The organism is Pseudomonas fulva NBRC 16637 = DSM 17717 (assembly GCF_000730565.1).
GTDB classification, from domain to species: Bacteria; Pseudomonadota; Gammaproteobacteria; order Pseudomonadales; family Pseudomonadaceae; genus Aquipseudomonas; species Aquipseudomonas fulva.
Genome location: NZ_BBIQ01000003.1, coordinates 85,451 through 110,013 on the forward strand (window position 1 = coordinate 85,451; position 24,563 = coordinate 110,013).

Sequence of the window (24,563 nt, forward strand, 5' to 3'; positions counted from 1 at the left end):
CCAGTGCGCGCGGTCTAGTCCTGATCGGCGCTGGTCTGATCGTCACCTTCCTGCTCGCGGGCAGGTGCCGAGTCGGCATGGGCGGTAACGGTGGGCTCTTCTGGGTTCAGGCTTGGGAAGGGAAGATTCGGGATCTCGTGCATCTCGTCGTTCCTCGCAAGTGTGAGTGAAAAGGCTGCGCCAGGCGCGTGTGAAGCTTCAAGAAGCTGGGGCAGGATACACAAGTCTGGATGACAGTTTGGCTTTTTTCCTACGCCCGGCCCCCGCAGCGGGTCGATCAAGGCGGCTCGTGCCGCAGGCTCAAGGCTGCTCTGGCGGCATAAAAAAGGCGTGACCGGCGGCCACGCCCGTGTGAGCCCCGAGACTGAAGCCTTGGGCAGTTTACTTGCGCCCTTCGGCCGTCTCGGCCACTTTGTCGGTGCGTGCGCACATGATGAAGTCGTTACGGTGCAGGCCTTTGATCGAGTGGCTCCACCAGGTAACGGTCACCTTGCCCCACTCGGTCAGCAGCCCTGGGTGATGGCCTTCGGCCTCGGCAATTTCCCCGACGGCATTGGTGAACGCCAGGGCGTGCTTGAAATTCTTGAACAAAAATACGCGCTCAAGCTCCATGTGCCCGTCACGCACTTCGATGTTCCAGTCCGGTATTTCGCGAATCAGCTCGGCAAGCTCCTGCTCGCTGACTTTCGGTGCATCGGCGCGGCAGGCTTCGCAGTGGGCTTGGTTCAAGGCATTCATACGTTCTTATCCATGTGGCGTTGTGAGTGGCAAGCAGCGGTCAAGCGGCAACCTTGGGTGGAAACTTCGGCGCGTGCAACCCCAGCTGTTGGGCTTGCGCGACCATGCCCATGATGTCTTCATGAGCCAGGTCGAACAGGCGCTTGAGCTCTGGCAGTATGAAGTACACCGGCTGCAGGATGTCGATCCGGTAAGGGGTGCGCATGGCCTCGATGGGGTCGAAGGCCTGGTGCTCCGGTTCGCCGGACAGGCTGTAGACCGTCTCTTTGGGCGAGGACAAAATGCCGCCGCCGTAGATCTTGCGGCCGTTGGGTGTGTCCATCAGGCCGAATTCGATGGTCATCCAGTACAGGCGCGCCAGGTAAACACGCTGTTCTTTCGTGGCGGCCAAGCCCAGCTTGCCGTAGGTATGGGTGAATTCGGCGAACCAGGGGTTGGTCAGCAGCGGGCAGTGGCCGAAGATTTCGTGGAAGATGTCTGGTTCCTGGAGGTAGTCCAGTTCTTCGGGTGTGCGAATGAATGTCGCCACCGGGAAGCGCTTGCTGGCGAGCAGCTCGAAGAACGTCTGGAACGGAATCAATGCCGGAACCCGAGCGACCTGCCAGCCGGTGGTTGCCCCCAGCACCTTGTTGATCTCGCCCAGCTGCGGAATGCGGTCATGAGGGAGCTTCAACTGCTCGATACCGTCGAGGTATTCCTGACAGGCACGCCCTTCGATCACCTTCAGTTGGCGGGTGATCAACGTGTTCCACACGCCATGCTCCTGCTGCGGGTAATCGATGAAGCCCTGGGCATCCGGCTCGCGGGCCACGTACTGGGTGTGCTTCATGAAGGTCTCCTGGTCGGCTCTTGTCGTTATGTACAGGTAGGCATCAGAAATAACCCTTTATTGCTCGGTGCACACCTACTTATGCAAGGGCTAGAGCCCAGGCAAACACGCTATCTTGTAAGGATAATTTTACAAATCCGCTATTTTGTCCCAACATCAAGCGTCTGCGATGAACGTTAGCGGTCATTTCGTCAGCATTTCTTTACAAGTTTTCCGCTCAGACGGGAAGTTTTTGCCAGGCGTACTCTATGCGTATCAAAGTGCACTGCCAGAACCGTATCGGTATTCTGCGCGACATCCTCAACCTGCTGGTCGAATACGGCATCAACGTATTGCGGGGCGAAGTGGGTGGGGACCATGGCAACGCCATCTACCTGCACTGCCCGAACCTCATCAACCTTCAGTTCCAGGCCCTGCGCCCCAAGTTCGAGGCCATTACGGGCGTGTTCGGCGTCAAACGCGTGGGGCTGATGCCCAGCGAGCGCCGGCACATGGAGCTCAATGCCCTGTTAGGGGCGCTGGAGTTTCCCGTGCTCTCGATCGACATGGGCGGCAGCATCGTGGCGGCGAACCGATCGGCGGCCCAATTGCTGGGGGTGCGAGTCGACGAAGTGCCCGGCCTGCCTCTGGCTCGCTACGTGGACGACTTCGACCTGCCGGAACTGGTGCGTAGCAACAAGTCGCGTATCAACGGCCTGCGGGTACAGGTCAGGGGCCATGTGTTCCTGGCCGACATCGCGCCGCTGCAATCGGAGCATGACGACAGCGAAGCGTTGGCTGGGGCCGTGCTCACCTTGCACCGTGCCGATCGCATCGGTGAGCGTATCTACAATGTGCGCAAGCAGGAGTTGCGGGGGTTCGACAGCATTTTCCAGAGTTCACGTCTGATGGCTGCCGTTGTCCGTGAAGCCAGGCGAATGGCGCCGCTGGATGCACCGCTGTTGATCGAGGGGGAGACCGGCACCGGCAAGGAGCTTCTGGCCAGGGCGTGCCACCTGGCCAGCCCGCGTGGACAATCACCGCTGATGGCGCTCAACTGCGCCGGCTTGCCTGAGTCGATGGCCGAGACAGAGCTGTTTGGCTACGGGCCGGGCGCCTTCGAGGGCGCCCGCGCCGAAGGCAAGCTGGGGCTGCTGGAGCTGACGGCCGGCGGCACGCTGTTTCTCGATGGCGTGGCTGAAATGAGCCCGCGGCTTCAGGTGAAGTTGCTGCGGTTCTTGCAAGACGGATGTTTTCGGCGTGTGGGCAGCGACGAGGAGGTCTATCTGGATGTGCGGGTGATCTGCGCCACGCAGGTGGACCTGTCCGAGCTCTGTGCCCGGGGCGAGTTCCGGCAGGACCTGTACCACCGGCTCAATGTGCTGTCATTGCACATTCCGCCCTTGCGCGAGTGCATGGATGGGCTTGATGGGCTGGTGCAGTATTTTCTCGATCAGGCCAGTCGGCAGATCGGATGCGCCATGCCTCGCCTGGCGCCGGGGGCGATGCAAAAGTTGGCCAGCTATGAGTGGCCGGGTAACGTTCGACAGTTGGAAAACGTGGTGTTCCAGGCTGTGTCGTTATGTGAAAACGGTGTGGTCAAGACTGAACATGTGCGATTGCCCGATTATGGCGTGCGACAGCCTTTGGGTGATTTTTCACTGGACGGCGCATTGTCCGATATTGTCGGGCGTTTTGAAAAAGCCGTATTGGAAAGTTTGCTCAAGGAGTTTCCAAGCAGCCGAGCATTGGGCAAGCGCCTGGGTGTATCGCACACGACCATTGCCAATAAGTTGAAAGATTATTCACTGGGCAAATCGGCAGGGCACTGAGTGGGCGGTGATAAGTGTAGGGGCCTGTTGCTTCTAACTTTTGAGTGTTACTTGTGTGCAGACGGCCGCGAAGGGGGTCATTCGGCCCCCTTGGTCGCCGCGCTGTCAGCCGTTTGAGCAGCCATTGCCCATCACGCGGTATTCCAGCACGTGGGTATGGCCTTGCGAGTCGGCGTAGGTCATGCGAGCAGGCACTACGCCGCAGACATTGGGGATTTCACTCATGGAAATGACGTGGTCGATGTCCAGGTGTTGCGAGTAACTGTACTGTTCAACCGGTGCCTGTTCGGCGGCCTGGGCTTCGTCGGCCATGGCCGTCCCGCACAGACTGCCCAGCAGTACTACCATTAAAGCTTTCATGTTTAATCTGCCTGTTTAAAGTCGTCAGGGTGCGCGCAGTGCGTCAGGCACTACGACAACCGTTAAGGTATTGATTACGTTTGCAGAAAATTGACAGTTGCCTTCGTGGGGGCGGTTACAGGTTGTCAATCTTCTTGCCGTTGCTGGCGAGATCAATTCTAGAACTGTGGCCCAGGCTGAAACAGTGGGGCTTTTGATAAAGTCTGTTGGTGAAATTGGTAACAATCTGCGAGGCCTTTAACCTGGCAGGCAGCAAAATGCCCGCGCCTGAGCGGTTGCGACCTGATCGACTGGCAAATTACTACCAACGTCGAATGGCGGTTATCGCTCTGGTACAGTTACATCGGTCCCATACAAAAACAACTATTACACCGAGGTAAACACGATGAGTGCGGCTCCACTGTATCCCGTTCGTCCCGAGATCGCGGCCACTACCCTGACAGACGAGGCCACCTACAAGGCCATGTACCAGCAGTCGGTGATCAACCCGGACGGCTTCTGGCGTGAGCAGGCCCAGCGCATTGACTGGATCAAGCCCTTCACCAAGGTCAAGCAGACCTCATTCGATGACCACCATGTGGACATTAAATGGTTTGCCGACGGCACTCTGAACGTTTCCTCCAACTGCCTGGACCGCCATCTGGAAGAGCGTGGCGATCAACTGGCCATCATTTGGGAAGGCGACGACCCCTCCGAACACCGCAACATCACCTACCGCGAACTGCATGAGCAGGTGTGCAAGTTCGCCAACGCCTTGCGTGGGCAGGACGTGCACCGCGGCGATGTGGTCACCATCTACATGCCGATGATCCCAGAGGCTGTGGTCGCCATGCTGGCCTGCGCCCGTATCGGTGCAATCCATTCAGTCGTATTCGGTGGGTTCTCGCCCGAGGCCCTGGCAGGGCGCATCATCGATTGCAAGTCCAAGGTGGTGATCACGGCGGACGAAGGCGTGCGCGGCGGTCGCCGTACACCGCTCAAGGCCAACGTCGACCTGGCGCTGACCAACCCTGAAACCAGCAGCGTGCAGAAGATCATCGTCTGCAAGCGCACCGGCGGCGACATCGCCTGGCACCAGCACCGCGACATCTGGTACGAAGACCTGATGAAAGTGGCCTCCAGCCACTGCGCGCCGAAGGAAATGGGGGCTGAGGAAGCCCTGTTCATCCTCTATACCTCCGGCTCGACCGGCAAGCCCAAGGGCGTGCTGCACACCACCGGTGGCTACCTGGTATACGCGGCGCTGACCCATGAGCGCGTGTTCGACTACCGCCCGGGCGAGGTGTACTGGTGCACCGCCGACGTCGGTTGGGTCACGGGCCACAGCTACATCGTCTACGGCCCGCTCGCCAACGGTGCCACCACCGTGTTGTTCGAAGGTGTGCCGAACTACCCGGACATCACCCGCGTGTCCAAGATCGTCGACAAGCACAAAGTCAACATCCTCTACACCGCACCCACCGCCATCCGCGCCATGATGGCCGAAGGGCAGGCGGCGGTGGACGGTGCCGACGGTTCCAGCCTGCGCCTGCTGGGCTCTGTGGGCGAGCCGATCAACCCCGAAGCCTGGAACTGGTACTACAAGACCGTGGGCAAGGAGCGTTGCCCGGTCGTCGACACCTGGTGGCAGACCGAAACCGGCGGCATCCTCATCAGCCCGTTGCCAGGGGCGACGGCGCTCAAGCCAGGCTCGGCCACGCGCCCGTTCTTTGGCGTGGTGCCGGCCCTGGTGGACAACCTGGGCAACCTGATCGAAGGCGCGACCGAGGGCAACCTGGTGATCCTCGATTCATGGCCAGGCCAGTCGCGCTCGCTGTACGGTGACCACGACCGGTTCGTCGATACCTACTTCAAGACCTTCCGGGGCATGTACTTCACCGGTGACGGCGCGCGCCGCGACGAGGACGGCTACTACTGGATCACCGGTCGCGTGGATGACGTGCTGAACGTCTCGGGCCACCGCATGGGCACCGCCGAGATCGAAAGTGCCATGGTGGCGCATGCGAAGGTGGCCGAGGCCGCGGTGGTGGGCGTGCCGCACGACATCAAGGGCCAGGGTATCTACGTCTACGTCACCCTCAATGCCGGCGTCGAGCCAAGCGAGCAACTGCGCCTTGAACTGAAGAACTGGGTGCGCAAGGAAATCGGCCCGATCGCTTCGCCGGATGTGATCCAGTGGGCGCCAGGGTTGCCAAAGACCCGTTCGGGCAAGATCATGCGCCGCATCCTGCGCAAGATCGCAACCGCCGAGTATGACGCACTGGGGGATATCTCGACCTTGGCAGACCCAGGTGTCGTGCAGCACCTGATCGACACGCACAAGGCCATGAGCTTGGCCACGGCTTGACGGCACCGCGCGCGGCCCGAGATCCAAGCTTGATGGCAAGGTAATTTGGGTCGCGCCGGCAGTACGCCAGCGTCCAATATCGGCCCCGCCGGGTGAACCGGCGGGGTTTTTGCTTTAAGAGACGGCTGAATCTGCTACCCGACAGTGATCGGTTACTTTTCTGTCACCGGCAATGCGCTATAGCGGGGCGCCTGGAAACACTTCGCGCTGTTTGAGGGCATTTGGGCTGTCATGTGTGTCGGTCTATCACGCTACACTTGCCGTCCCACAAGGGTTTGCCAATAATAGGCCCAGGATTTGCTAGATTCATGGGTTCAATTTCTTGCGCTTTTGCATATTCTGCATTGGCTGTCAACATCGCCCGTAGCGGTTTCAAGCGCTTCTGTAAGTAGTTGTCGCTTTGAAGAAATTTCGACTACCGGGCTGTCGTTAAAATGCCATTCACTCGCTCGTGGTCTGCGACCTTGGTCGAACCCTGCGCGGCTCGCGTTGTAACCATTCGCATATCGGGCAGCTGTTACCTGCCTTGTATTGCCCCGTACCGATGGAGTTACCTGATGAAGAAGCTCGCACTGCTTGGCGCCCTGGCGCTGTCCGTGTTTTCCCTGGTATCGCAGGCCGATGAAAAACCGCTGAAAATCGGTATCGAAGCGGCTTACCCTCCCTTCGCTTTCAAGCAGCCCGATGGCAGCATCGCCGGCTTCGACTACGACATCGGCAATGCCCTGTGCGAAGAGATGAAAGCCAAGTGCACCTGGGTCGAGCAGGAGTTCGACGGCCTGATTCCTGCGCTCAAGGTGCGCAAGATCGACGCCATCCTGTCTTCGATGTCCATCACCGAGGACCGCAAGAAGTCGGTGGACTTCACCAAGCGTTACTACCTCACCCCGGCGCGTCTGGTCATGAAGGAGGGTACCGCGGTTACCGACAGCCTCGATGAGCTCAAGGGCAAGAAGATTGGCGTGCAGCGTGGCTCGATCCACGATCGCTTCGCCAAGGAAGTGCTCGCGCCCAAAGGGGCCACCGTGGTGCCTTACGGCACCCAGAACGAAATCTACCTCGACGTGGCGGCTGGCCGCCTGGACGGCACCGTGGCCGATGCCACCCTGTTGGAAGATGGCTTCCTCAAGACCGATGCCGGCAAGGGCTTCGCGTTCGTCGGTCCGGCCTTCACCGACGTGAAGTACTTCGGTGACGGCGTCGGCATTGCCGTGCGCAAGGGTGACAAGGCCAACGTCGATCGTATCAATGCGGCCATCGATGCCATCCGTGCCAACGGCAAGTACAAAGAGATCGAGAAGAAATACTTCAACTTCGACATCTACGGCCCAGACGCGAACTGAGTCAGCCGTCAACCGCTGTGCAATGGTGCAAACAGCAGGAGCGCTGAGGTTTGCACCATTTTTCATTCTCTAGGTCGAGGACCTCAACATGTTGAAAGGCTACGGGGCAGTCATCCTCGATGGGGCGTGGCTGACGCTACAGCTCGCCCTTTCGTCGATGGCCCTAGCCATCGTGCTCGGCCTGATCGGCGTGGCACTGCGCTTGTCGCCGGTGCGCTGGCTGGCCTGGCTGGGCGACCTGTATTCCACGGTCATTCGCGGCATACCGGATCTGGTACTGATCCTGCTGATCTTCTATGGGGGGCAGGACATCATCAATCGCGTGGCGCCGCTGGTGGGCTACGACGACTACATCGACCTGAACCCGCTGCTGGCAGGTATCGGGACGCTGGGCTTCATTTTCGGCGCCTACCTCTCGGAAACGTTCCGGGGTGCATTCCTGGGCATTCCAAAAGGCCAGGCCGAGGCGGGTGTCGCCTACGGCATGAATGCCCGGCAGGTGTTCTTCCGCATCCAGGTGCCGCAAATGATTCGCCTGGCGATTCCAGGTTTTACCAACAACTGGCTGGTGCTGACCAAGGCCACGGCGTTGATTTCGGTGGTCGGCCTGCAGGACATGATGTTCAAGGCCAAGCAGGCGGCCGATGCCACCCGTGAACCCTTCACCTTCTTCCTGGCAGTGGCCGCCTTGTACCTGGTGCTGACCAGTGTCTCGCTGCTGGCGCTGAAGTATCTGGAGCGCCGCTACTCGGTGGGTGTCAAGGTGACCGAACTATGATCTTCGACTACAACGTGGTCTGGGAAGCGTTGCCGATGTATTTCGACGGCCTGCTCACCACCCTCAAGCTGCTGGCGGTCTCGTTGTTCTTCGGCTTGCTGGCGGCCATTCCGCTGGGCTTGATGCGCGTGTCAAAGCGCCCGTGGGTCAACCTGCCGGCCTGGCTGTACACCTACGTCATTCGTGGCACGCCCATGCTGGTGCAGCTGTTCCTGATCTACTACGGCCTGGCCCAGTTCGAAGCCGTGCGGGCCAGCGTGTTCTGGCCCTTGCTGTCCAGCGCGACCTTCTGCGCGTGCCTGGCTTTTGCCATCAACACCAGTGCCTACACCGCCGAGATCGTTGCCGGCAGCCTCAAGGCCACGCCCCACGGCGAGATCGAGGCGGCCAAGGCCATGGGCATGTCGCGCATGAAGATGTACCGACGCATCCTGCTGCCGTCTGCGCTGCGCCGTGCGCTGCCGCAATACAGCAATGAAGTGATCATGATGCTGCAAACCACCAGCCTGGCATCGATCGTGACCCTGATCGACATCACAGGTGCCGCGCGCACGGTCAATGCTCAGTACTACCTGCCTTTCGAGGCCTACATCACGGCGGGCGTGTTCTACCTGTGCCTGACCTTCATCCTGGTGCGCCTGTTCAAGATGGCCGAACGCCGCTGGCTCGGCTACCTGGCGCCGCGCAAGCACTGACCGCTCTGTGAGAATCGACAGCATGTACAAACTCCAAGTCCAAGACCTGCACAAGCGCTACGGCAGCCACGAGGTCCTCAAGGGTGTTTCTCTGGCGGCCAAGGCAGGCGATGTCATCAGCATCATCGGCTCCAGTGGCTCGGGCAAGTCCACCTTCCTGCGCTGCATCAATCTGCTGGAGCAGCCCCATGCGGGCAAGATACTGCTCAATAACGAAGAGCTGAAACTGACCCCCGGCAAGGATGGCGCACTCAAGGCAGCCGATGCGCGCCAGCTGCAACGCATGCGCTCGCGCCTGGCGATGGTGTTCCAGCATTTCAACCTGTGGTCGCACATGACGGCGCTGGAGAACATCATCGAAGCGCCGGTGCATGTGCTGGGGGTCAGCCGCAAGGAGGCGCTTGAGAAGGCCGAGCACTACCTTGAGAAGGTCGGGGTCGCCCACCGCAAGGATGCCTTCCCAGGCCACATGTCCGGTGGCGAACAGCAGCGGGTGGCCATTGCACGGGCGCTGGCCGTTGAACCTGAGGTCATGCTGTTCGACGAACCGACCTCGGCCCTGGACCCTGAGCTGGTCGGCGATGTGCTCAAGGTGATGCAGGCATTGGCCCAGGAAGGCCGGACCATGGTGGTGGTAACCCACGAAATGGGCTTTGCCCGCGAGGTGTCGAACCAGTTGGTGTTCCTGCACAAGGGCCTGGTCGAGGAGACCGGCTGCCCACGCGAGGTGCTGGCCAACCCGCGTTCGGAACGCCTGAAGCAGTTCCTGTCCGGCAGCCTGAAGTAAAAGCTGCTTTTCTGCACCACGATAGGGCATGCTGCGTGTCACGCGCAGCCTGACCCGGCGCATCGAATCGAACGATCTCAGGTTTCGGACCTTACCCTATGACCACCCAGCGAATCGGTTTTCTCATCTGGCCCAGCACCCGGCCACTGACCCTGGCGCTGGCCGAAGAAGTCCTGCAGGTGGCGCAGCGAGTCCATCCCGATGTGGTGTACGAAACACTGTTCCTGCAGGCCGAAGCCCCGGTCGAAGGCAGCTGGCGCATGCCGGGCGAGCCCTGGAACGGGCGCCTGGAAGGGTGCCACAAGCTGTTTCTGATGGCCGATGAAGCGCCGGGCAACATCGGGGCTGGCCTGTCGACAGCGCTCAAGCAATTGGCCCGAAGCGGCTGCATGATTGGCGGGTTGTCTGCCGGGGTCTATCCACTGGCCATGCTCGGCCTGCTCGATGGCTATCGCGCGGCCGTGCATTGGCGCTGGCAGGACGATTTTGCCGAACGGTTCCCCAAGGTCATCGCCACCAGCCACCTGTTCGATTGGGACCGCGATCGCCTGACGGCCTGCGGCGGCATGGCGGTAACCGACCTGTTGCTGGCAGTGCTGGCCCGGGACCATGGCGCTGAGCTGGCAGGCGCGGTGTCCGAGGAACTGGTGGTCGAGCGTATTCGCGAGGGCGGTGAGCGCCAGCGCATTCCGCTGCAGAACCGGCTGGGCTCGAGCCACCCCAAGCTCACTCAGGCAGTGCTGTTGATGGAAGCCAACATCGAGGAGCCGCTGACCACCGATGAAATTGCCCAGCATGTCTGCGTGTCACGGCGACAGCTCGAGCGCATCTTCAAACAGTACCTGAGCCGGGTGCCGAGCCAGTATTACCTGGAGCTGCGCCTGAACAAGGCACGGCAGATGCTGATGCAGACCAGCAAGTCCATCATCCAGATAGGCCTGTCGTGCGGCTTCTCCTCCGGCCCGCATTTCTCCAGCGCCTACCGCAACTTCTTTGGCGCCACGCCCCGTGAAGACCGCAATCAGCGACGCAACAGCAGCCCGTTCGAACTGAGCTCCGCGCCGGCTGAAAAAGGCTAGTCGACGTGTCAGCGCGGCCGGGCTGCACAACTAGGTGAACACCCGTTCACCCAGCTTCTTCTCTGCCGTACACTGCGCGATTGCGACAGTGTTTGTCGCATTGCCGAAAGCCCGCCCGAATGCCGGTTTTGCGCTGTAACAAGTTGTCGCTTGGCCGCAAGGCCACGCGGTCTTCGTTCCTTACAATCCCCCCATCGCTCGCCACTTTCAGGTCAGCGATCCTCTTCAGGAGACTCAGATGTCCGTTGAGCAAGCCCCGGTGCTACGTGCCGATTTCGATCAGGTCATGGTCCCCAACTATTCCCCGGCGGCCTTCATTCCTGTGCGAGGCGAGGGCTCCCGTGTCTGGGACCAGACTGGCCGCGAATTGATCGACTTTGCCGGTGGCATCGCCGTCAATGCACTGGGTCATTGCCATCCGGCTTTGGTCAAGGCACTGACCGATCAGGCCAATACCCTGTGGCATGTATCCAACGTCTTCACCAACGAGCCGGCCCTGCGCCTGGCTCACAAACTGGTAGAGGCCACGTTTGCCGATCGCGCGTTCTTCTGCAATTCCGGTGCCGAATCCAACGAGGCGGCGTTCAAGTTGGCCCGCCGGGTAGCCCATGATCGCTTCGGCCCTGAAAAGCACGAGATCATCGCAACGCTCAACAGCTTCCACGGCCGCACGTTGTTTACCGTGAGCGTGGGTGGTCAGCCAAAATATTCCGATGGTTTCGGGCCCAAAATCACCGGGATCAGCCACGTGCCCTACAACGACCTGGAAGCGTTGAAAGCGCAGATTTCCGACAAGACCTGCGCTGTCGTGATCGAGCCGATCCAGGGTGAAAGCGGTGTGGTCCCGGCTGACAAGGCCTATCTGGAAGGCGCGCGCGCCTTGTGCGACCAGCACAATGCCTTGCTGATATTCGATGAAGTACAGACCGGTGTCGGTCGTACCGGGTCGCTGTACGCCTACCAGCACTACGGCGTGACGCCCGACATCCTGACCAGCGCCAAGAGCCTGGGCGGCGGCTTCCCGATTGGCGCCATGCTCACCACCAATGACCTGGCCAAGCACCTGGCTGTCGGCACCCACGGTACGACTTACGGGGGCAACCCGCTGGGCTGCGCGGTGGCCTGCGCCGTGCTGGATGTGATCAACACCCCGCAGACCCTGGCGGGCATCAAGGCCAAGCACGAACGATTCAAGGCCCGTCTGGAGCAGATCGGTCGTGACAATGGGCTGTTCAGTCATGTCCGCGGCGTGGGCCTGCTGATCGGTTGTGTGCTTTCCGAGGCCTGGCAGGGCAAGGCCAAGGACGTGCTCAATGCCGCCGAGAAAGAAGGCGTCATGGTGTTGCAGGCAGGGCCTGACGTGGTGCGCTTTGCCCCTAGCCTAGTTGTCGAAGATGCCGACATCGACGAAGGCCTGCAGCGCTTCGAACGTGCCGTGGTCACCTTGACCCAAGGCTGAGCCGGCTCGCAGGGTTGGCGCCGCGCCGGTTGCAACACCGGCCGGTGAGCCCGGATTCCAACGCAGGCGCCTGGCGCCTGCCTTTTTCACGCGCCGCCATTGGCAGCGCGTTTTCCAAGGAGTGACACCATGCTGGTGATGCGCCCGGCGCAAATGGCTGATCTGAACGAAGTGCAGCGAATGGCTGCGGACAGCCCCATTGGTGTCACCTCGTTGCCGGACGACAGCGCTCGGCTGGGCGACAAGATCGCCGCCTCCGAAACTTCCTTCGCCGCCGAGGTGAGCTTCAACGGCGAGGAACGCTACTTCTTCGTACTCGAAGACAGTGAGACCGGCAAGCTGGCTGGCTGCTCGGCCATCGTTGCCTCGGCAGGCTATTCCGAGCCTTTCTACAGTTTTCGTAACGAAACCTTCGTTCACGCCTCGCGGGAACTGAAGATCCACAACAAGATTCACGTCCTGTCGCTGTGTCACGATTTGACCGGCAACAGTTTGCTGACCAGCTTCTACGTGCTGCCCGAGCTTGTGGGCAGTGGGTGGGCCGAACTCAATTCCCGGGGTCGCCTGTTGTTCATGGCATCGCACCCCGAGCGGTTCGCCGAGTCGGTTGTGACGGAAATCGTAGGCTTCAGCGACGAGCAGGGCGAGTCGCCTTTCTGGGACGCCATCGGGCGCAACTTCTTCGACTTGAGCTACGCCGATGCCGAGCGCCTGTGCGGCCTCAAAAGCCGCACGTTCCTGGCTGAACTGATGCCCCATTACCCTATCTACGTGCCGTTGCTGCCTGACGCTGCGCAGGAAGCCATGGGCCAGGTGCACCCGCGGGCGCAGATCACCTTCGACATCCTCATGCGCGAAGGCTTCGAAACCGAGCACTACATCGACATCTTCGATGGCGGCCCGACCCTGCATGCCCGTACCTCCGGTATTCGTTCGATTGCACAAAGCCGCGTGGCGCCCGTGAAAGTCGAGCCGGTGGCGGCCCGCGGCACGCGGCCGTACCTGGTCTGCAATGGCCAGCTGCAAGATTACCGTGCAGTGCTGGTGGAGTTGGACTGGGTACCTGGCAAGCCCGTCAGCCTGAGCCAGGAGGTGGCCGACGCCCTGGGCGTGGGCGAGGGTGCCAGTGTGCGGCTAGTCGCGGCCTGAGCGCCGACCGTCATCTTGCAGGATTAGCAGAGTTTCGCGCCGGTTGATGCCGCCGCACAAGGAGATAGCATGATCGTTCGTCCTGTACGCAGCAGCGACCTGCCTGCGTTGATCGAATTGGCACGCAGCACCGGCACCACGGGGCTGACCACGCTGCCTGCCAACGAGGAACGCCTGGAGCATCGCGTAGGGTGGGCGGAAAAGAGCTTTCGCGGTGAAGCCGAGCGCGGTGATACCGACTACCTCTTCGTGCTGGAAAACGACGAAGGGCTGGTCGTGGGCATCAGTGCAATCGCTGGCGCCGTAGGCTTGCGCGAGCCTTGGTACAACTACCGCGTCGGGCTCACCGTCAGTGCGTCCCAGGAATTGAAGATCTACCGCGAGATACCCACGCTGTTCCTGGCCAACGACCTGACCGGCAATTCCGAGCTGTGCTCGCTGTTCCTGCGCCATGACTACCGCTCAGGGCTCAATGGTCGGCTGTTGTCCCGGGCGCGCATGCTGTTCATCGCCGAGTTTCCCGAGCTGTTCGGTCAGAAGATCATGGCGGAGATGCGTGGCATGTCCGATGCCCAGGGGCGCTCGCCGTTCTGGGAAAGCCTGGGGCGCCACTTCTTCAAGATGGAGTTCAGCCAGGCCGACTACCTGACGGGTGTGGGCAACAAGTCTTTCATCGCCGAGCTGATGCCCAGGTTCCCGCTTTACACCTGCTTCCTGTCCGAAGCGGCGCGCAGCGTGATCGGCCGGGTGCATGCCGACACCGAGCCAGCATTGGCCATGCTCAAGCAGGAAGGCTTCACCTATCAGGGGTACGTGGACATTTTCGACGCAGGGCCTGCCATCGAATGCGACACGGCCCGCATCCGCGCGGTACGCGACAGCCAGACACTGGTACTGGCCATCGGTACGCCTGGTGAGGATGCCACGCCCTTCATCATCCACAACCGTAAGCGCGACGACTGCCGCATCACGGCCGCCCCGGCTCGGCTGGCGGCGGGCACCTTGGTGGTCGACCCGCTGACGGCCAAGCGCCTGCGCATGGGTGCAGGCGACAACGTGCGGGCCGTGCCCCTGTCGGCCGCCCGGGAGGGCCAGTAAATGACCACGCATTACATCGGCGGTAACTGGGTAGCAGGGCGCGGCGAGCACCTGGCATCGCTCAACCCGGTGAGCCAGGCGACCGTCTGGCAAGGTCAAGGGGCTGATGCAGGCCAGGTGCGGACTGCCGTACAGGCCGCGCGCCAGGCGTTCCCCGCCTGGGCGCACATGAGCCTGCAGGGGCGCATCGAGGTGCTGGAACAGTTTGCCGCGCAGCTAAAACAGCATGCCGACGCGCTGGCCTATTGCATTGGTGAGGAAACCGGCAAGCCCTTGTGGGAATCGGCTACCGAAGTCACCAGCATGATCAACAAGGTGGCGATCTCGGTGCAGAGCTACCGTGAACGCACCGGCGAGAAGAGCGGCCCACTGGCTGACGCCACTGCAGTGCTGCGGCACAAGCCACATGGCGTGGTGGCGGTATTCGGGCCTTACAACTTCCCCGGTCATTTGCCGAACGGGCATATCGTCCCGGCGCTGCTGGCTGGCAACTGCGTAGTGTTCAAGCCCAGTGAGCTGACGCCCAAGGTGGCCGAGCTGACCGTCAATTGCTGGATTGCCGCCGGCCTGCCTACCGGGGTGTTGAACCTGGTGCAAGGGGGGCGTGACACGGGTGTGGCCTTGGCCGCCGACCCTGGCATCGATGGCTTGTTCTTCACGGGCTCCAGTGGTACTGGCCATCTGCTGCACCAGCAGTTCGCCGGCCGCCCCGACAAGATTCTGGCCCTGGAGATGGGCGGGAACAATGCGCTGGTGGTGGACGAGGTCCAGGACCTCGACGCTGCGGTCTACACCATCGTTCAGTCGGCGTTCATTTCGGCCGGCCAGCGCTGCACCTGCGCGCGCCGACTGCTGGTGCCGCAGGGCCCATGGGGCGATCAGTTGCTGGCGCGGCTGGTTCAGGTGAGCCGCACCCTGGCCGTGGGCGCTTTCGATCAGCAACCAGCCCCATTCATGGGCTCAGTGATTTCCCTGCAGGCGGCGCACGCGCTGCTGGCCGCCCAGGCCGAGCTGATCACCGGGGGCGGCGTCAGCTTGCTGGAGATGACGCAGCCGCAGCATGACGCCGCCTTGCTGACCCCGGGTATCGTCGATGTCACGGACGTGGCACCGCGCAAGGACGAGGAGTTTTTCGGGCCGCTGTTGCAGGTGCTGCGCTACCCCGATTTCGAGGCGGCCATTGCCGAAGCCAACAACACCCGCTATGGCCTGGCTGCCGGGTTGCTCAGCGACTCCCAGGCTCGCTACGAGCATTTCTGGCTCCATAGCCGCGCAGGCATCGTCAACTGGAACCGCCAGCTTACCGGCGCTGCCAGCAGCGCGCCGTTCGGTGGGGTGGGCGCCAGTGGCAATCACCGGGCAAGCGCCTACTACGCAGCCGACTACTGCGCCTACCCCGTCGCGTCGCTGGAGGCCACCGGCCTGACCTTGCCGGCAACCCTGGCGCCGGGCGTCACACTATAACGATGGTCGGAGCCTTGCCGATGAAAGCATACGAAGTGAATTTTGACGGCCTGGTGGGGCCCACCCACAACTACGGTGGCCTGTCCTACGGCAACGTGGCCTCTCAAAGTAACAGCCACCAGGGGTCCAACCCGCGCGAAGCGGCGCGCCAGGGGCTGGCGAAGATGAAGGCGCTGGCCGACCTTGGCTTCCAGCAAGGGGTGCTGGCGCCTCAGGAGCGCCCCGATGTGGCCGCACTGCGCCAGCTTGGCTTCGCCGGCACCGATGCCCAGGTGATCCAGCGCGCCGCACGGGAGGCCATGCCGTTGCTGGTGGCCAGTTGCTCAGCGTCGAGCATGTGGGTGGCCAACGCCGCGACAGTCAGCCCCAGCGCCGACACGGCCGATGGTCGGGTGCACTTCACTGCCGCCAACCTCAACTGCAAATACCATCGCAGTATCGAGCACCCCACCACCAGCCGCGTGCTGGCAGCGATGTTCAGGGACGAGGCGCATTTCAGCCACCATCCCGCCTTGCCGGGCGTCGCCCAATTCGGCGATGAGGGCGCCGCGAACCACACGCGGTTCTGCCACGATTATGGGCAGGCTGGGGTCGAATTTTTCGTCTATGGCCGCAGTGCCTTCGACAACCGTTACCCCGCTCCGCAGAAGTACCCAGCCCGCCAGACCCTCGAGGCGTCCCAGGCCGTGGCCCGCCTGCACGGGCTCAGCGCCGACGCGGTGGTCTATGCTCAGCAGAACCCCGCTGTGATCGATCAAGGTGTGTTTCACAACGATGTGATCGCGGTCGGTAATGGGGAGGTGCTGTTCTACCATGAGGATGCGTTTCTCGACACCGAGGCCGTGCTCACCGAGCTTCGCATCAAGCTGGCCGCCAAGGGCGGTGAGTTGCAGGCCATTTGCGTGCCGCGTGCCACCGTATCGGTAGAAGATGCCGTGCGCTCCTACCTGTTCAATAGCCAGTTGCTCAGCCGCGACGATGGGTCGATGCTGCTGGTGGTGCCGGAAGAGTGCCGCAACAATGAGCGGGTCTGGGCGTATCTGCAGCAGCTTACCCGCCTGGGCACGGCGGTGCGGGAGGTGCAGGTGTTCGACCTCAAGCAGAGCATGCAAAACGGCGGCGGGCCGGCTTGCCTGCGCCTTCGCGTGGCCTTGAACGAAACGGAACTGGCGGCGGTGAACCAAGGCGTTATCATGAGCGCCCCGTTGTACGAGACACTGCTGCAGTGGGTCGATCGGCACTACCGCGACCGTCTGGTCGACGCTGACCTGGCCGATCCTCTGTTGTTGCAGGAGTGCCGTACGGCACTGGACGAATTGACCCAGATACTCAAGTTGGGCTCGGTATACCCGTTCCAACGCCAACCTTGAAGAGAGAATTGCAATGACCGACGCCCTGCGCCTGATCCTGGAAGATGAAGACGGCACTCAGCTGGAAACTTCGTGCACGCGCTTTGCCGTGATGTGGCAAGGCAAGGAAGTATGGATCCAGCAGGACGGCCGTGGCCAACTGCTGATCGGGGTGGATGTGGAGGAGGGCGATGCCGAGTATGCCAACCTGCTGCTGCGCCCCCTGGCGACCAACCTGGTCAGCCTGCAACTGGAAATGGAGCCGGCCGACGTGGGCGAAGACGACGACCACGTTCACGGCCCGGACTGCGGCCACCATCACTGAGGACGCCCGCCATGCTCGCCCTTGGCAAACTGCTTGAGCTGACCCTCACCGGCCATGAACCGGCCGAGAAGACCCAAGTGACGTCCAGGGGCGTGCGCCTTCGCTGGCTGGGGCAGGGTGCCCTGGAAGTGAGCCCCAGCGCCGCTGACGACTGCGGCCTGGACCTGTTGCTGTCTGCAGGTATCCACGGCAACGAGACGGCCCCGATCGAGTTGCTCGAACGTTTGCTGCATGGCGTTGCGCGCGGGGATATCGTGCCCAGGGCGCGCGTGCTGTTCCTGTTCGGCAACCCGGCGGCCATCATCAAGGGTGAGCGGTTCATCGAACAGGACATCAACCGCCTGTTCAATGGCCGCCACGAGCAGTCCAGCGGGCCGGAGGCGTTGCGCGCTGCGGAGCTCGAACAGTTCGCACGGGTCTTCTTCAGCAAGCCTGGGCGTAGTCGCCTGCACTACGACCTGCACACGGCCATTCGAGGCTCCAGGATCGAGCAGTTCGCGCTGTATCCCTTCAAGCAAGGACGTGCGCATTCCCGGCGCGAACTGGCCCGCCTGGCAGCAGCGGGCATGGAGGCGGTACTGCTGCAGTGCAAGCCTTCAATCACGTTCAGTGCGTTTACCTACGAGCAGCTCGACGCCGAGGCCTTTACCCTTGAGCTGGGCAAGGCCCGCCCCTTTGGCCAGAACGACGCGGTGAATCTCGACAAGCTCGAAGCCCGGCTAGTGCGCATCCTTCAAGCCACCGAGCCCGATGACGACGTGTCGCTTGAGGGGTTGCAGTTGTTCAGCGTGGCGCGTGAGGTCATCAAGCACAGCGATGGTTTCCGCTTGCACCTGCCAGCAGACATCCAGAATTTCTCCCCGCTGAACAAGGGCTACCTGCTGGCCGATGACCTTGCCGGCGTGCGCTGGGTGATCGAAGAGGAGGGCGCACGGATCATCTTCCCCAACCCCAAGGTTCGCAATGGCCTCAGGGCGGGCATCATCGTAGTACCTGATGACGGTGAAAGCCTGGCCTGAGCCCTAGATGTCGATATCCAGAGCCGGTACCAGTACGCTTGGGGTCAAGGCTTCGTATGCGTCCTGCAGCAGCCTGGCAAGTGCAGTCAGGCCGTCCAGGCCCTTGGCTTGGTAAGGGTCGTACAGTACAGCGGTGTAAGCACCGGGTAGCAAATGGGCGTATCTGGCTGGGATGACGCGGCTCAGGTCGAAGCCTGGTCCCTGCTGCGCCGGGCCTGCATGGCATTGCATGAGCACGATGTCGGGCACATCGGCATAGCCCTGGCGGGCAGCATCCAATGCCCTCTTCAACTCTGGGTAACCCGACAGCAGTGCGAGCTGCTCATACACCCGGTTCTGGAACTGCGGTGTGCCGTAGATGAACAGGTGGTCGATGGCAGTGGTTTCGAACCGCGCATCAGCGCTGGCATTGGCATCCACGCGCAGTGTGCCGTCGGCATTATCGGCCAGCCCCACTGGAATCTCCTGGCCACTGAACAGCAGATGCACACGCTGATCGGGTGTGGACCTGTTCAGTCTCAGCGGCACGCCGTCTATTTCCAGATCCAGGCCGCATTCCTGGTTCAGGCTAACATTCACCGTATCGAGCCAGACCTGGATTTCATCGACGGTGCCTACCTTCACGTTGTCGTCGAATGCCTCGATCACCCTTCGTTGGATGTTGAGCTGGCCAGCCGAATAGAGTTTGTACAGCTCGTAATCAAAATAGACGCGAGACCCCAGACGTTCTTCGCCGTCTGTAGTGTCGTAGGCTAACGCTTCGTCCAGTTCCCCGAAGCTCAAGCGCTCACTATTGTCGCCGCCGTCGATATTGACGGTTTGGGTTACTGCAGTCATGGGCATGATCTCCTGTTCAAGAGCATTCACGCTAAGGCTGCCGGGCTTGCTGGGTGCGGTAGTTATTTAGGCTTGGCCGACGCTGTATTCAATGAGCCGGTGATGCGCAGGGGTGCGTGGCTAATTCTGCCAGGACGCTGATTCCCGGGGCTCAGGCCGCCTGTCGGGGATACCGGTTGCAGGCAACGGTTTCAGGAGTTGCCAGTTGGGAAGCCGGGGATTTAGCATCAGGCGTGATGAATGATTGATGCGTTTGACGCTGCCAATAGCCGATTCGGCCATTTCAATAGCACAAACTCACTGCACCAAGCCTGCAGGCCCGATATAATGCGGCCCTTTGCCGTCGTTTCGTCGACGCTTTGCCCTGATGGGCCGCCGTTTCCGTGGAAGATCCTATGAAAAGCGCAGAAATCCGTGAAGCCTTCCTTCGCTTCTTCGAAGAACAGGGGCATACCCGAGTCGCGTCCAGTTCGCTGATTCCGAACAACGACCCGACCCTGTTGTTCACCAATGCCGGCATGAACCAGTTCAAGGACTGTTTCCTCGGAGCGGAGAAGCGCGCCTATACCCGTGCTGTCAGCAGCCAGAAGTGCGTGCGCGCCGGTGGCAAGCACAATGACCTGGAAAACGTCGGTTACACCGCACGTCACCATACCTTCTTCGAAATGCTGGGCAACTTCAGCTTCGGTGATTATTTCAAGCGCGACGCCATCACCTTCGCCTGGACCTTTCTGACGTCGGAGAAGTGGCTGAACCTGCCCAAGGACAAGCTCTGGGTCACGGTCTATGCCACCGACGACGAAGCCTACGATATCTGGACCAAGGAAGTGGGCGTGCCGGCCGAGCGCATGGTCCGCATCGGCGACAACAAGGGCGCACCCTACGCGTCGGACAACTTCTGGACCATGGGCGACACAGGCCCATGCGGGCCGTGCACCGAGATCTTCTATGACCACGGCGCAGACATCTGGGGTGGCCCGCCCGGGTCGCCCGAAGAAGACGGCGACCGTTACATCGAGATCTGGAACAACGTGTTCATGCAGTTCAACCGTACCGCCGACGGCGTGCTGCACCCGCTGCCGGCGCCGTCGGTCGATACCGGCATGGGCCTGGAGCGCATCAGCGCCGTGCTGCAGCACGTGCATTCGAACTACGAGATCGACCTGTTCCAGAACCTGCTGTCAGCGGCGGCCACGGCCATCGGTTGCACCAACGAGGGGCAGGCCTCGCTGAAAGTGGTGGCCGACCACATCCGCTCCTGCGGCTTCCTGATTGCCGACGGCGTGTTGCCTTCGAACGAAGGCCGTGGCTATGTGCTGCGCCGCATCATTCGTCGTGCTTGCCGTCACGGCAACAAGCTGGGCGCCAAGGGCAGCTTCTTCTACCAGATCGTCGCCGCGCTGGTCGCCGAGATGGGTGAAGCGTTCCCGGAGTTGGGTAGCCAGCAGGCGCACATCGAACGTGTGCTCAAGGCCGAAGAAGAACAGTTCGCCAAGACACTTGAGCAGGGTCTGCGGATCCTCGAGCAGGACCTGGCCCAGTTGCAGGGCAGCGTGGTGCCGGGCGATGTGGTGTTCAAGCTCTATGACACCTACGGCTTCCCCATGGACCTGACGGCCGACATCGCCCGTGAGCGCGAGCTCACCATCGACGAGGCCGGTTTCGAGCGTGAAATGGAAGCCCAGCGCGAACGTGCACGCTCTGCCAGCGCGTTCGGCATGGACTACAACAGCCTGGTCAAGGTCGACAGTGCGACCGAGTTCCTGGGTTATGAGGCCACCGAAGCCTCGGCCAGGATCATCGCGCTGTACCACGATGGCCAGCCTGTGGACCAACTGGGCGAAGGCCAGGAAGGTGTGATCGTGCTCGATCGCACCCCGTTCTACGCCGAGTCCGGTGGCCAGGTGGGCGACTCCGGTTACATCCAGGCAGGTTCGGCGCGCTTCGACGTGCGGGACACCACCAAGACCGGTGGCGCCTTTCTGCATCACGGTGTGGTCGCCACCGGTGCGCTGGTCGTAGGCTCTCCGGTACAGACCAAGGTCGATGCCGACGTGCAGCACGCCACCGCCCTGAATCACTCGGCGACCCACCTGCTGCATGAAGCCTTGCGCCAGGTGCTGGGCGAGCATGTGCAGCAGAAAGGCTCGCTGGTGGACAGCCAACGCCTGCGCTTCGACTTCAGCCACTTCGAAGCGGTGAAGCCTGAGCAACTGAAGGCGCTGGAAGACATCGTCAACCGCGAAGTGCGCCGCAACACGCCTGTGCAAACCGAGTTGACCGACATCGAGACGGCCAAAGCCAAGGGTGCCATGGCCCTGTTCGGCGAGAAATACGGCGATACGGTGCGCGTGCTGACCATGGGTGGCGACTTTTCGGTGGAGCTGTGCGGGGGCATTCATGCCAAGCGCACAGGCGACATCAGTGTCTTCAAGATCATCAGCGAAGGCGGCGTGGCGTCGGGCGTGCGTCGTATCGAGGCCGTGACCGGTGCCGCTGCGCTGGCATATTTGAACGCTGCCGAGGAGCAGGTCAAGGAAGCTGCGCAGCTGGTCAAAGGTAACCGCGACAACCTGATCGACAAGCTGTCGGCTGTGCTCGAGCGCAACCGCCAGCTGGAGAAGCAGCTCGAGCAGCTGCAGGCCAAGGCCGCCAGTGCCGCCGGGGATGATCTCTCCAACGCGGCTGTGGCGGTCAAGGGTGCCAAGGTGCTTGCCGCCCGTGTAGACGGGCAGGATGGCAAGGCCTTGCTCGCCCTGGTCGATCAGCTTAAGAACAAGCTCGGCCATGCAGTGATCCTGCTGGGCAGCGAGCATGAGGGCAAGGTCGTGCTGGTGGCCGGCGTGACCAAAGACCTCTCCAGCCAACTCAAGGCTGGCGATCTGATGAAGCAAGCCGCTGCGGCAGTGGGTGGCAAGGGCGGCGGGCGTCCGGACATGGCGCAGGGGGGCGGCGTCGACGTCGCGGCCCTGGATCAGGCCCTGGCGCTTGCCGTGCCGTTCGCAGAGCAGGGACTTTGAGATGAAGGGCAGGGTGGCTTGAGCGCGATTGGCGTTCATGGCCCTGCTGGGGTGAGTTTTCCTGCCCTTCAGGTTGGATTGTTTTTTGGGGCCCTGTATGGGCTGAGGCACCATTGAAATGGCGTTGATCGTACAGAAATTTGGCGGCACCTCTGTCGGTTCCATCGAGCGGATCGAGCAGGTAGCCGACAAGGTCAAGAAGCACCGTGAGGCAGGCGACGACCTGGTGGTCGTGCTGTCTGCCATGAGCGGCGAAACCAATAGACTGATCGACCTGGCCAAGCAGATCAGCGAGCATCCGGTTCCGCGCGAACTGGATGTGATCGTGTCCACGGGCGAGCAGGTCACCATCGCGCTGTTGGCCATGGCATTGACCAAGCGCGGTGTACCTGCCGTGTCGTACACCGGCAACCAGGTGCGCATCCTGACCGACAGTGCGCACAACAAGGCGCGCATCCTGCAAATTGATGACCAGAAAATCCGCGCTGACCTCAAGGCCGGGCGCGTGGTAGTGGTGGCGGGCTTTCAGGGTGTTGATGAGCACGGCAATATCACCACCCTTGGCCGAGGTGGCTCCGACACTACGGGTGTTGCCCTGGCCGCTGCGCTCAAGGCGCAGGAATGCCAGATCTACACCGATGTCGATGGCGTCTATACCACTGACCCTCGCGTCGTGCCGCTGGCACGACGCCTGGAGAAGATCACCTTCGAAGAGATGCTGGAAATGGCCAGCCTCGGTTCCAAGGTGCTGCAGATCCGCTCGGTGGAATTCGCCGGCAAGTACAACGTCCCGCTGCGCGTGCTGCACAGCTTCAAGGAGGGTCCGGGTACCCTCATTACCATCGATGAAGAGGAATCCATGGAACAGCCGATCATTTCCGGTATCGCCTTCAACCGTGATGAAGCCAAGCTGACCATCCGCGGCGTACCGGACAATCCGGGCGTGGCGTTCAAGATTCTCGGCCCGATCAGTGCATCGAACATCGAAGTGGACATGATCGTGCAGAACGTGGCGCACGATAACACCACCGATTTCACCTTCACCGTACAGCACAACGAATACGAGAAGGCCCAGAGCGTGCTGCAGAACACCGCGCGCGAGATCGGTGCCCGCGAAGTGATCGGTGATACCAAGATCGCCAAGGTTTCCATCGTCGGTGTGGGCATGCGTTCGCACGCCGGCGTTGCAAGCCGCATGTTCGAAGCGCTGGCCAAAGAGAGCATCAACATCCAGATGATCTCCACCTCTGAGATCAAGGTATCGGTCGTGATCGAGGAGAAGTACCTGGAACTGGCGGTGCGCGCCCTGCACACCGCCTTCGAGCTCGACGCCCCGGCTCGACAGAGCGAGTAAGGCCCTGCCTGGGAGGGCGCGGCTTGCCGCGCCCTTCGCGTTTCTGCTCGTTGCGCAGGCTCCGTCCAGGCCTGTGTATTAAGCATTACAGCCCATGTCGGCGTCCACGACTGGGCTGAAAACCCAAAAGACTGTTACCCCTGAATGTTTTGCGTAAGGAGAAAGCTATGTTGATTCTGACTCGTCGCTGTGCGGAGAGCCTGATCATTGGCGATGGCGAGATCACCGTGACGGTGCTCGGCGTCAAAGGCAACCAGGTACGTATCGGCGTCAGCGCGCCAAAAGAAGTGGCTGTTCACCGCGAGGAAATCTACCTGCGGATCAAGAACGAGAAGGACGAGGAGCCAAGCCTTTAATTCTTTTGAAGTTTTTTTCAAAAAAAGGGTTGCAGACGAGGAAGAACCTGTTTAATATTCGCCTCGTGTTGCGGTGAGGTGGCCGAGTGGCCGAAGGCGCTCCCCTGCTAAGGGAGTATACCTCATAAGGGTATCGGGGGTTCGAATCCCCCCTTCACCGCCATTATTCGCTTAGGTTGCTGTAAGTTGTAAGAACGCTAAGTAGTTGATTTTAAACGAAAAAGTTCTTGCAAAAATGTTTCAGCAACCTATAATGCGCGGCAAGACACGGACTCATAGCTCAGCTGGATAGAGTACTCGGCTACGAACCGAGCGGTCGCAGGTTCGAATCCTGCTGAGTCCGCCACTTTTGAAGTGGCTTTGTTA

The 24,563-nt window shown here is 61.4% G+C and carries 22 protein-coding genes and 2 tRNA genes; 19 read left to right on the top strand and 5 right to left on the bottom strand.

The window, feature by feature from the left end:
• Nucleotides 1-14: 14 nt before the first annotated feature.
• The 3 genes from PFU01S_RS22570 to phhA all read right to left on the bottom strand — a co-directional run bounded on the left by PFU01S_RS22570 (nt 15) and on the right by phhA (nt 1,567).
• Nucleotides 15-143, bottom strand: a complete 129-nt coding sequence (locus PFU01S_RS22570; protein WP_255212317.1) for a hypothetical protein — start codon at nt 141-143, stop codon at nt 15-17.
• A gap of 238 nt (nt 144-381) precedes the next feature.
• On the bottom strand, nt 382-738 hold the full coding sequence (locus tag PFU01S_RS04670) for a 4a-hydroxytetrahydrobiopterin dehydratase (protein ID WP_023533765.1): 357 nt from the start codon (nt 736-738) through the stop codon (nt 382-384).
• 40 nt (nt 739-778) lie between these two features.
• Nucleotides 779-1,567, bottom strand: a complete 789-nt coding sequence (gene phhA, locus PFU01S_RS04675) for a phenylalanine 4-monooxygenase (RefSeq protein ID WP_027915910.1) — start codon at nt 1,565-1,567, stop codon at nt 779-781.
• 248 nt (nt 1,568-1,815) lie between these two features.
• Here phhA and PFU01S_RS04680 point away from each other — a divergent pair, with 248 nt between their 5' ends.
• Nucleotides 1,816-3,378 carry a sigma-54-dependent phenylalanine hydroxylase transcriptional regulator PhhR gene (locus PFU01S_RS04680; protein ID WP_027915911.1) on the top strand — a complete coding sequence of 521 codons (1,563 nt, stop codon included), beginning with the start codon at nt 1,816-1,818 and terminating at the stop codon, nt 3,376-3,378.
• A gap of 105 nt (nt 3,379-3,483) precedes the next feature.
• Here the strand turns inward: PFU01S_RS04680 and PFU01S_RS04685 are convergent, their stop codons facing one another.
• Nucleotides 3,484-3,738, bottom strand: a complete 255-nt coding sequence (locus PFU01S_RS04685; protein ID WP_027915912.1) for a DUF2790 domain-containing protein — start codon at nt 3,736-3,738, stop codon at nt 3,484-3,486.
• A 385-nt stretch (nt 3,739-4,123) separates the two neighbouring features.
• Here PFU01S_RS04685 and acs point away from each other — a divergent pair, with 385 nt between their 5' ends.
• The 13 genes from acs to astE all read left to right on the top strand — a co-directional run bounded on the left by acs (nt 4,124) and on the right by astE (nt 18,630).
• Entirely contained in the window at nt 4,124-6,085 is a 1,962-nt protein-coding gene (gene acs / locus PFU01S_RS04690; protein WP_023533744.1) for an acetate--CoA ligase, read from the top strand.
• A gap of 557 nt (nt 6,086-6,642) precedes the next feature.
• Nucleotides 6,643-7,428, top strand: a complete 786-nt coding sequence (locus tag PFU01S_RS04695; protein WP_027915913.1) for an ABC transporter substrate-binding protein — start codon at nt 6,643-6,645, stop codon at nt 7,426-7,428.
• A gap of 88 nt (nt 7,429-7,516) precedes the next feature.
• Nucleotides 7,517-8,206, top strand: a complete 690-nt coding sequence (locus tag PFU01S_RS04700; RefSeq protein ID WP_023533806.1) for an ABC transporter permease — start codon at nt 7,517-7,519, stop codon at nt 8,204-8,206.
• Nucleotides 8,203-8,901: an ABC transporter permease gene (locus PFU01S_RS04705; RefSeq protein ID WP_023533799.1), complete on the top strand. Its 699-nt coding sequence runs from the start codon at nt 8,203-8,205 to the stop codon at nt 8,899-8,901. The genes PFU01S_RS04700 and PFU01S_RS04705 overlap by 4 nt, the downstream gene beginning before the upstream one ends.
• A gap of 22 nt (nt 8,902-8,923) precedes the next feature.
• Nucleotides 8,924-9,688, top strand: coding sequence for an ABC transporter ATP-binding protein (locus PFU01S_RS04710; RefSeq protein WP_027915914.1), 765 nt, complete (start codon nt 8,924-8,926; stop codon nt 9,686-9,688).
• Nucleotides 9,689-9,786: 98 nt separating this feature from the next.
• Nucleotides 9,787-10,767, top strand: coding sequence for a transcriptional regulator ArgR (argR, locus tag PFU01S_RS04715; protein WP_023533814.1), 981 nt, complete (start codon nt 9,787-9,789; stop codon nt 10,765-10,767).
• A 238-nt stretch (nt 10,768-11,005) separates the two neighbouring features.
• Nucleotides 11,006-12,226 carry an aspartate aminotransferase family protein gene (locus PFU01S_RS04720; protein WP_028688027.1) on the top strand — a complete coding sequence of 407 codons (1,221 nt, stop codon included), beginning with the start codon at nt 11,006-11,008 and terminating at the stop codon, nt 12,224-12,226.
• 129 nt (nt 12,227-12,355) lie between these two features.
• A complete protein-coding gene (gene aruF, locus PFU01S_RS04725; RefSeq protein ID WP_027915916.1) occupies nt 12,356-13,375 on the top strand; it encodes an arginine/ornithine succinyltransferase subunit alpha in 1,020 nt (339 codons plus the stop codon).
• A 69-nt stretch (nt 13,376-13,444) separates the two neighbouring features.
• A complete protein-coding gene (astA, locus tag PFU01S_RS04730; protein WP_023533743.1) occupies nt 13,445-14,473 on the top strand; it encodes an arginine N-succinyltransferase in 1,029 nt (342 codons plus the stop codon).
• Entirely contained in the window at nt 14,474-15,937 is a 1,464-nt protein-coding gene (astD, locus tag PFU01S_RS04735; RefSeq protein ID WP_028688026.1) for a succinylglutamate-semialdehyde dehydrogenase, read from the top strand.
• Nucleotides 15,938-15,957: 20 nt separating this feature from the next.
• Nucleotides 15,958-17,307, top strand: coding sequence for an N-succinylarginine dihydrolase (astB, locus tag PFU01S_RS04740; RefSeq protein WP_027915918.1), 1,350 nt, complete (start codon nt 15,958-15,960; stop codon nt 17,305-17,307).
• Between the two features lie 13 nt (nt 17,308-17,320).
• Entirely contained in the window at nt 17,321-17,611 is a 291-nt protein-coding gene (locus PFU01S_RS04745; RefSeq protein WP_023533754.1) for a type IIA topoisomerase (DNA gyrase/topo II, topoisomerase IV), A subunit, read from the top strand.
• Nucleotides 17,612-17,622: 11 nt separating this feature from the next.
• Entirely contained in the window at nt 17,623-18,630 is a 1,008-nt protein-coding gene (gene astE / locus PFU01S_RS04750) for a succinylglutamate desuccinylase (protein WP_028688025.1), read from the top strand.
• A gap of 3 nt (nt 18,631-18,633) precedes the next feature.
• Here astE and PFU01S_RS04755 read toward each other — a convergent pair whose 3' ends face one another.
• A complete protein-coding gene (locus PFU01S_RS04755) occupies nt 18,634-19,467 on the bottom strand; it encodes a hypothetical protein (protein ID WP_028688024.1) in 834 nt (277 codons plus the stop codon).
• Between the two features lie 395 nt (nt 19,468-19,862).
• Between PFU01S_RS04755 and alaS the strand changes: the two genes are divergently transcribed.
• The 5 genes from alaS to PFU01S_RS04780 all read left to right on the top strand — a co-directional run bounded on the left by alaS (nt 19,863) and on the right by PFU01S_RS04780 (nt 24,543).
• A complete protein-coding gene (alaS, locus tag PFU01S_RS04760) occupies nt 19,863-22,487 on the top strand; it encodes an alanine--tRNA ligase (protein ID WP_028688023.1) in 2,625 nt (874 codons plus the stop codon).
• 118 nt (nt 22,488-22,605) lie between these two features.
• Entirely contained in the window at nt 22,606-23,841 is a 1,236-nt protein-coding gene (locus tag PFU01S_RS04765; RefSeq protein WP_023533761.1) for an aspartate kinase, read from the top strand.
• A 167-nt stretch (nt 23,842-24,008) separates the two neighbouring features.
• On the top strand, nt 24,009-24,197 hold the full coding sequence (csrA, locus tag PFU01S_RS04770) for a carbon storage regulator CsrA (protein WP_023533771.1): 189 nt from the start codon (nt 24,009-24,011) through the stop codon (nt 24,195-24,197).
• Nucleotides 24,198-24,269: 72 nt separating this feature from the next.
• Nucleotides 24,270-24,360: transfer RNA gene (locus PFU01S_RS04775), tRNA-Ser, on the top strand.
• A 106-nt stretch (nt 24,361-24,466) separates the two neighbouring features.
• A tRNA-Arg gene (locus PFU01S_RS04780) sits at nt 24,467-24,543 on the top strand.
• Nucleotides 24,544-24,563 lie beyond the last annotated feature (20 nt).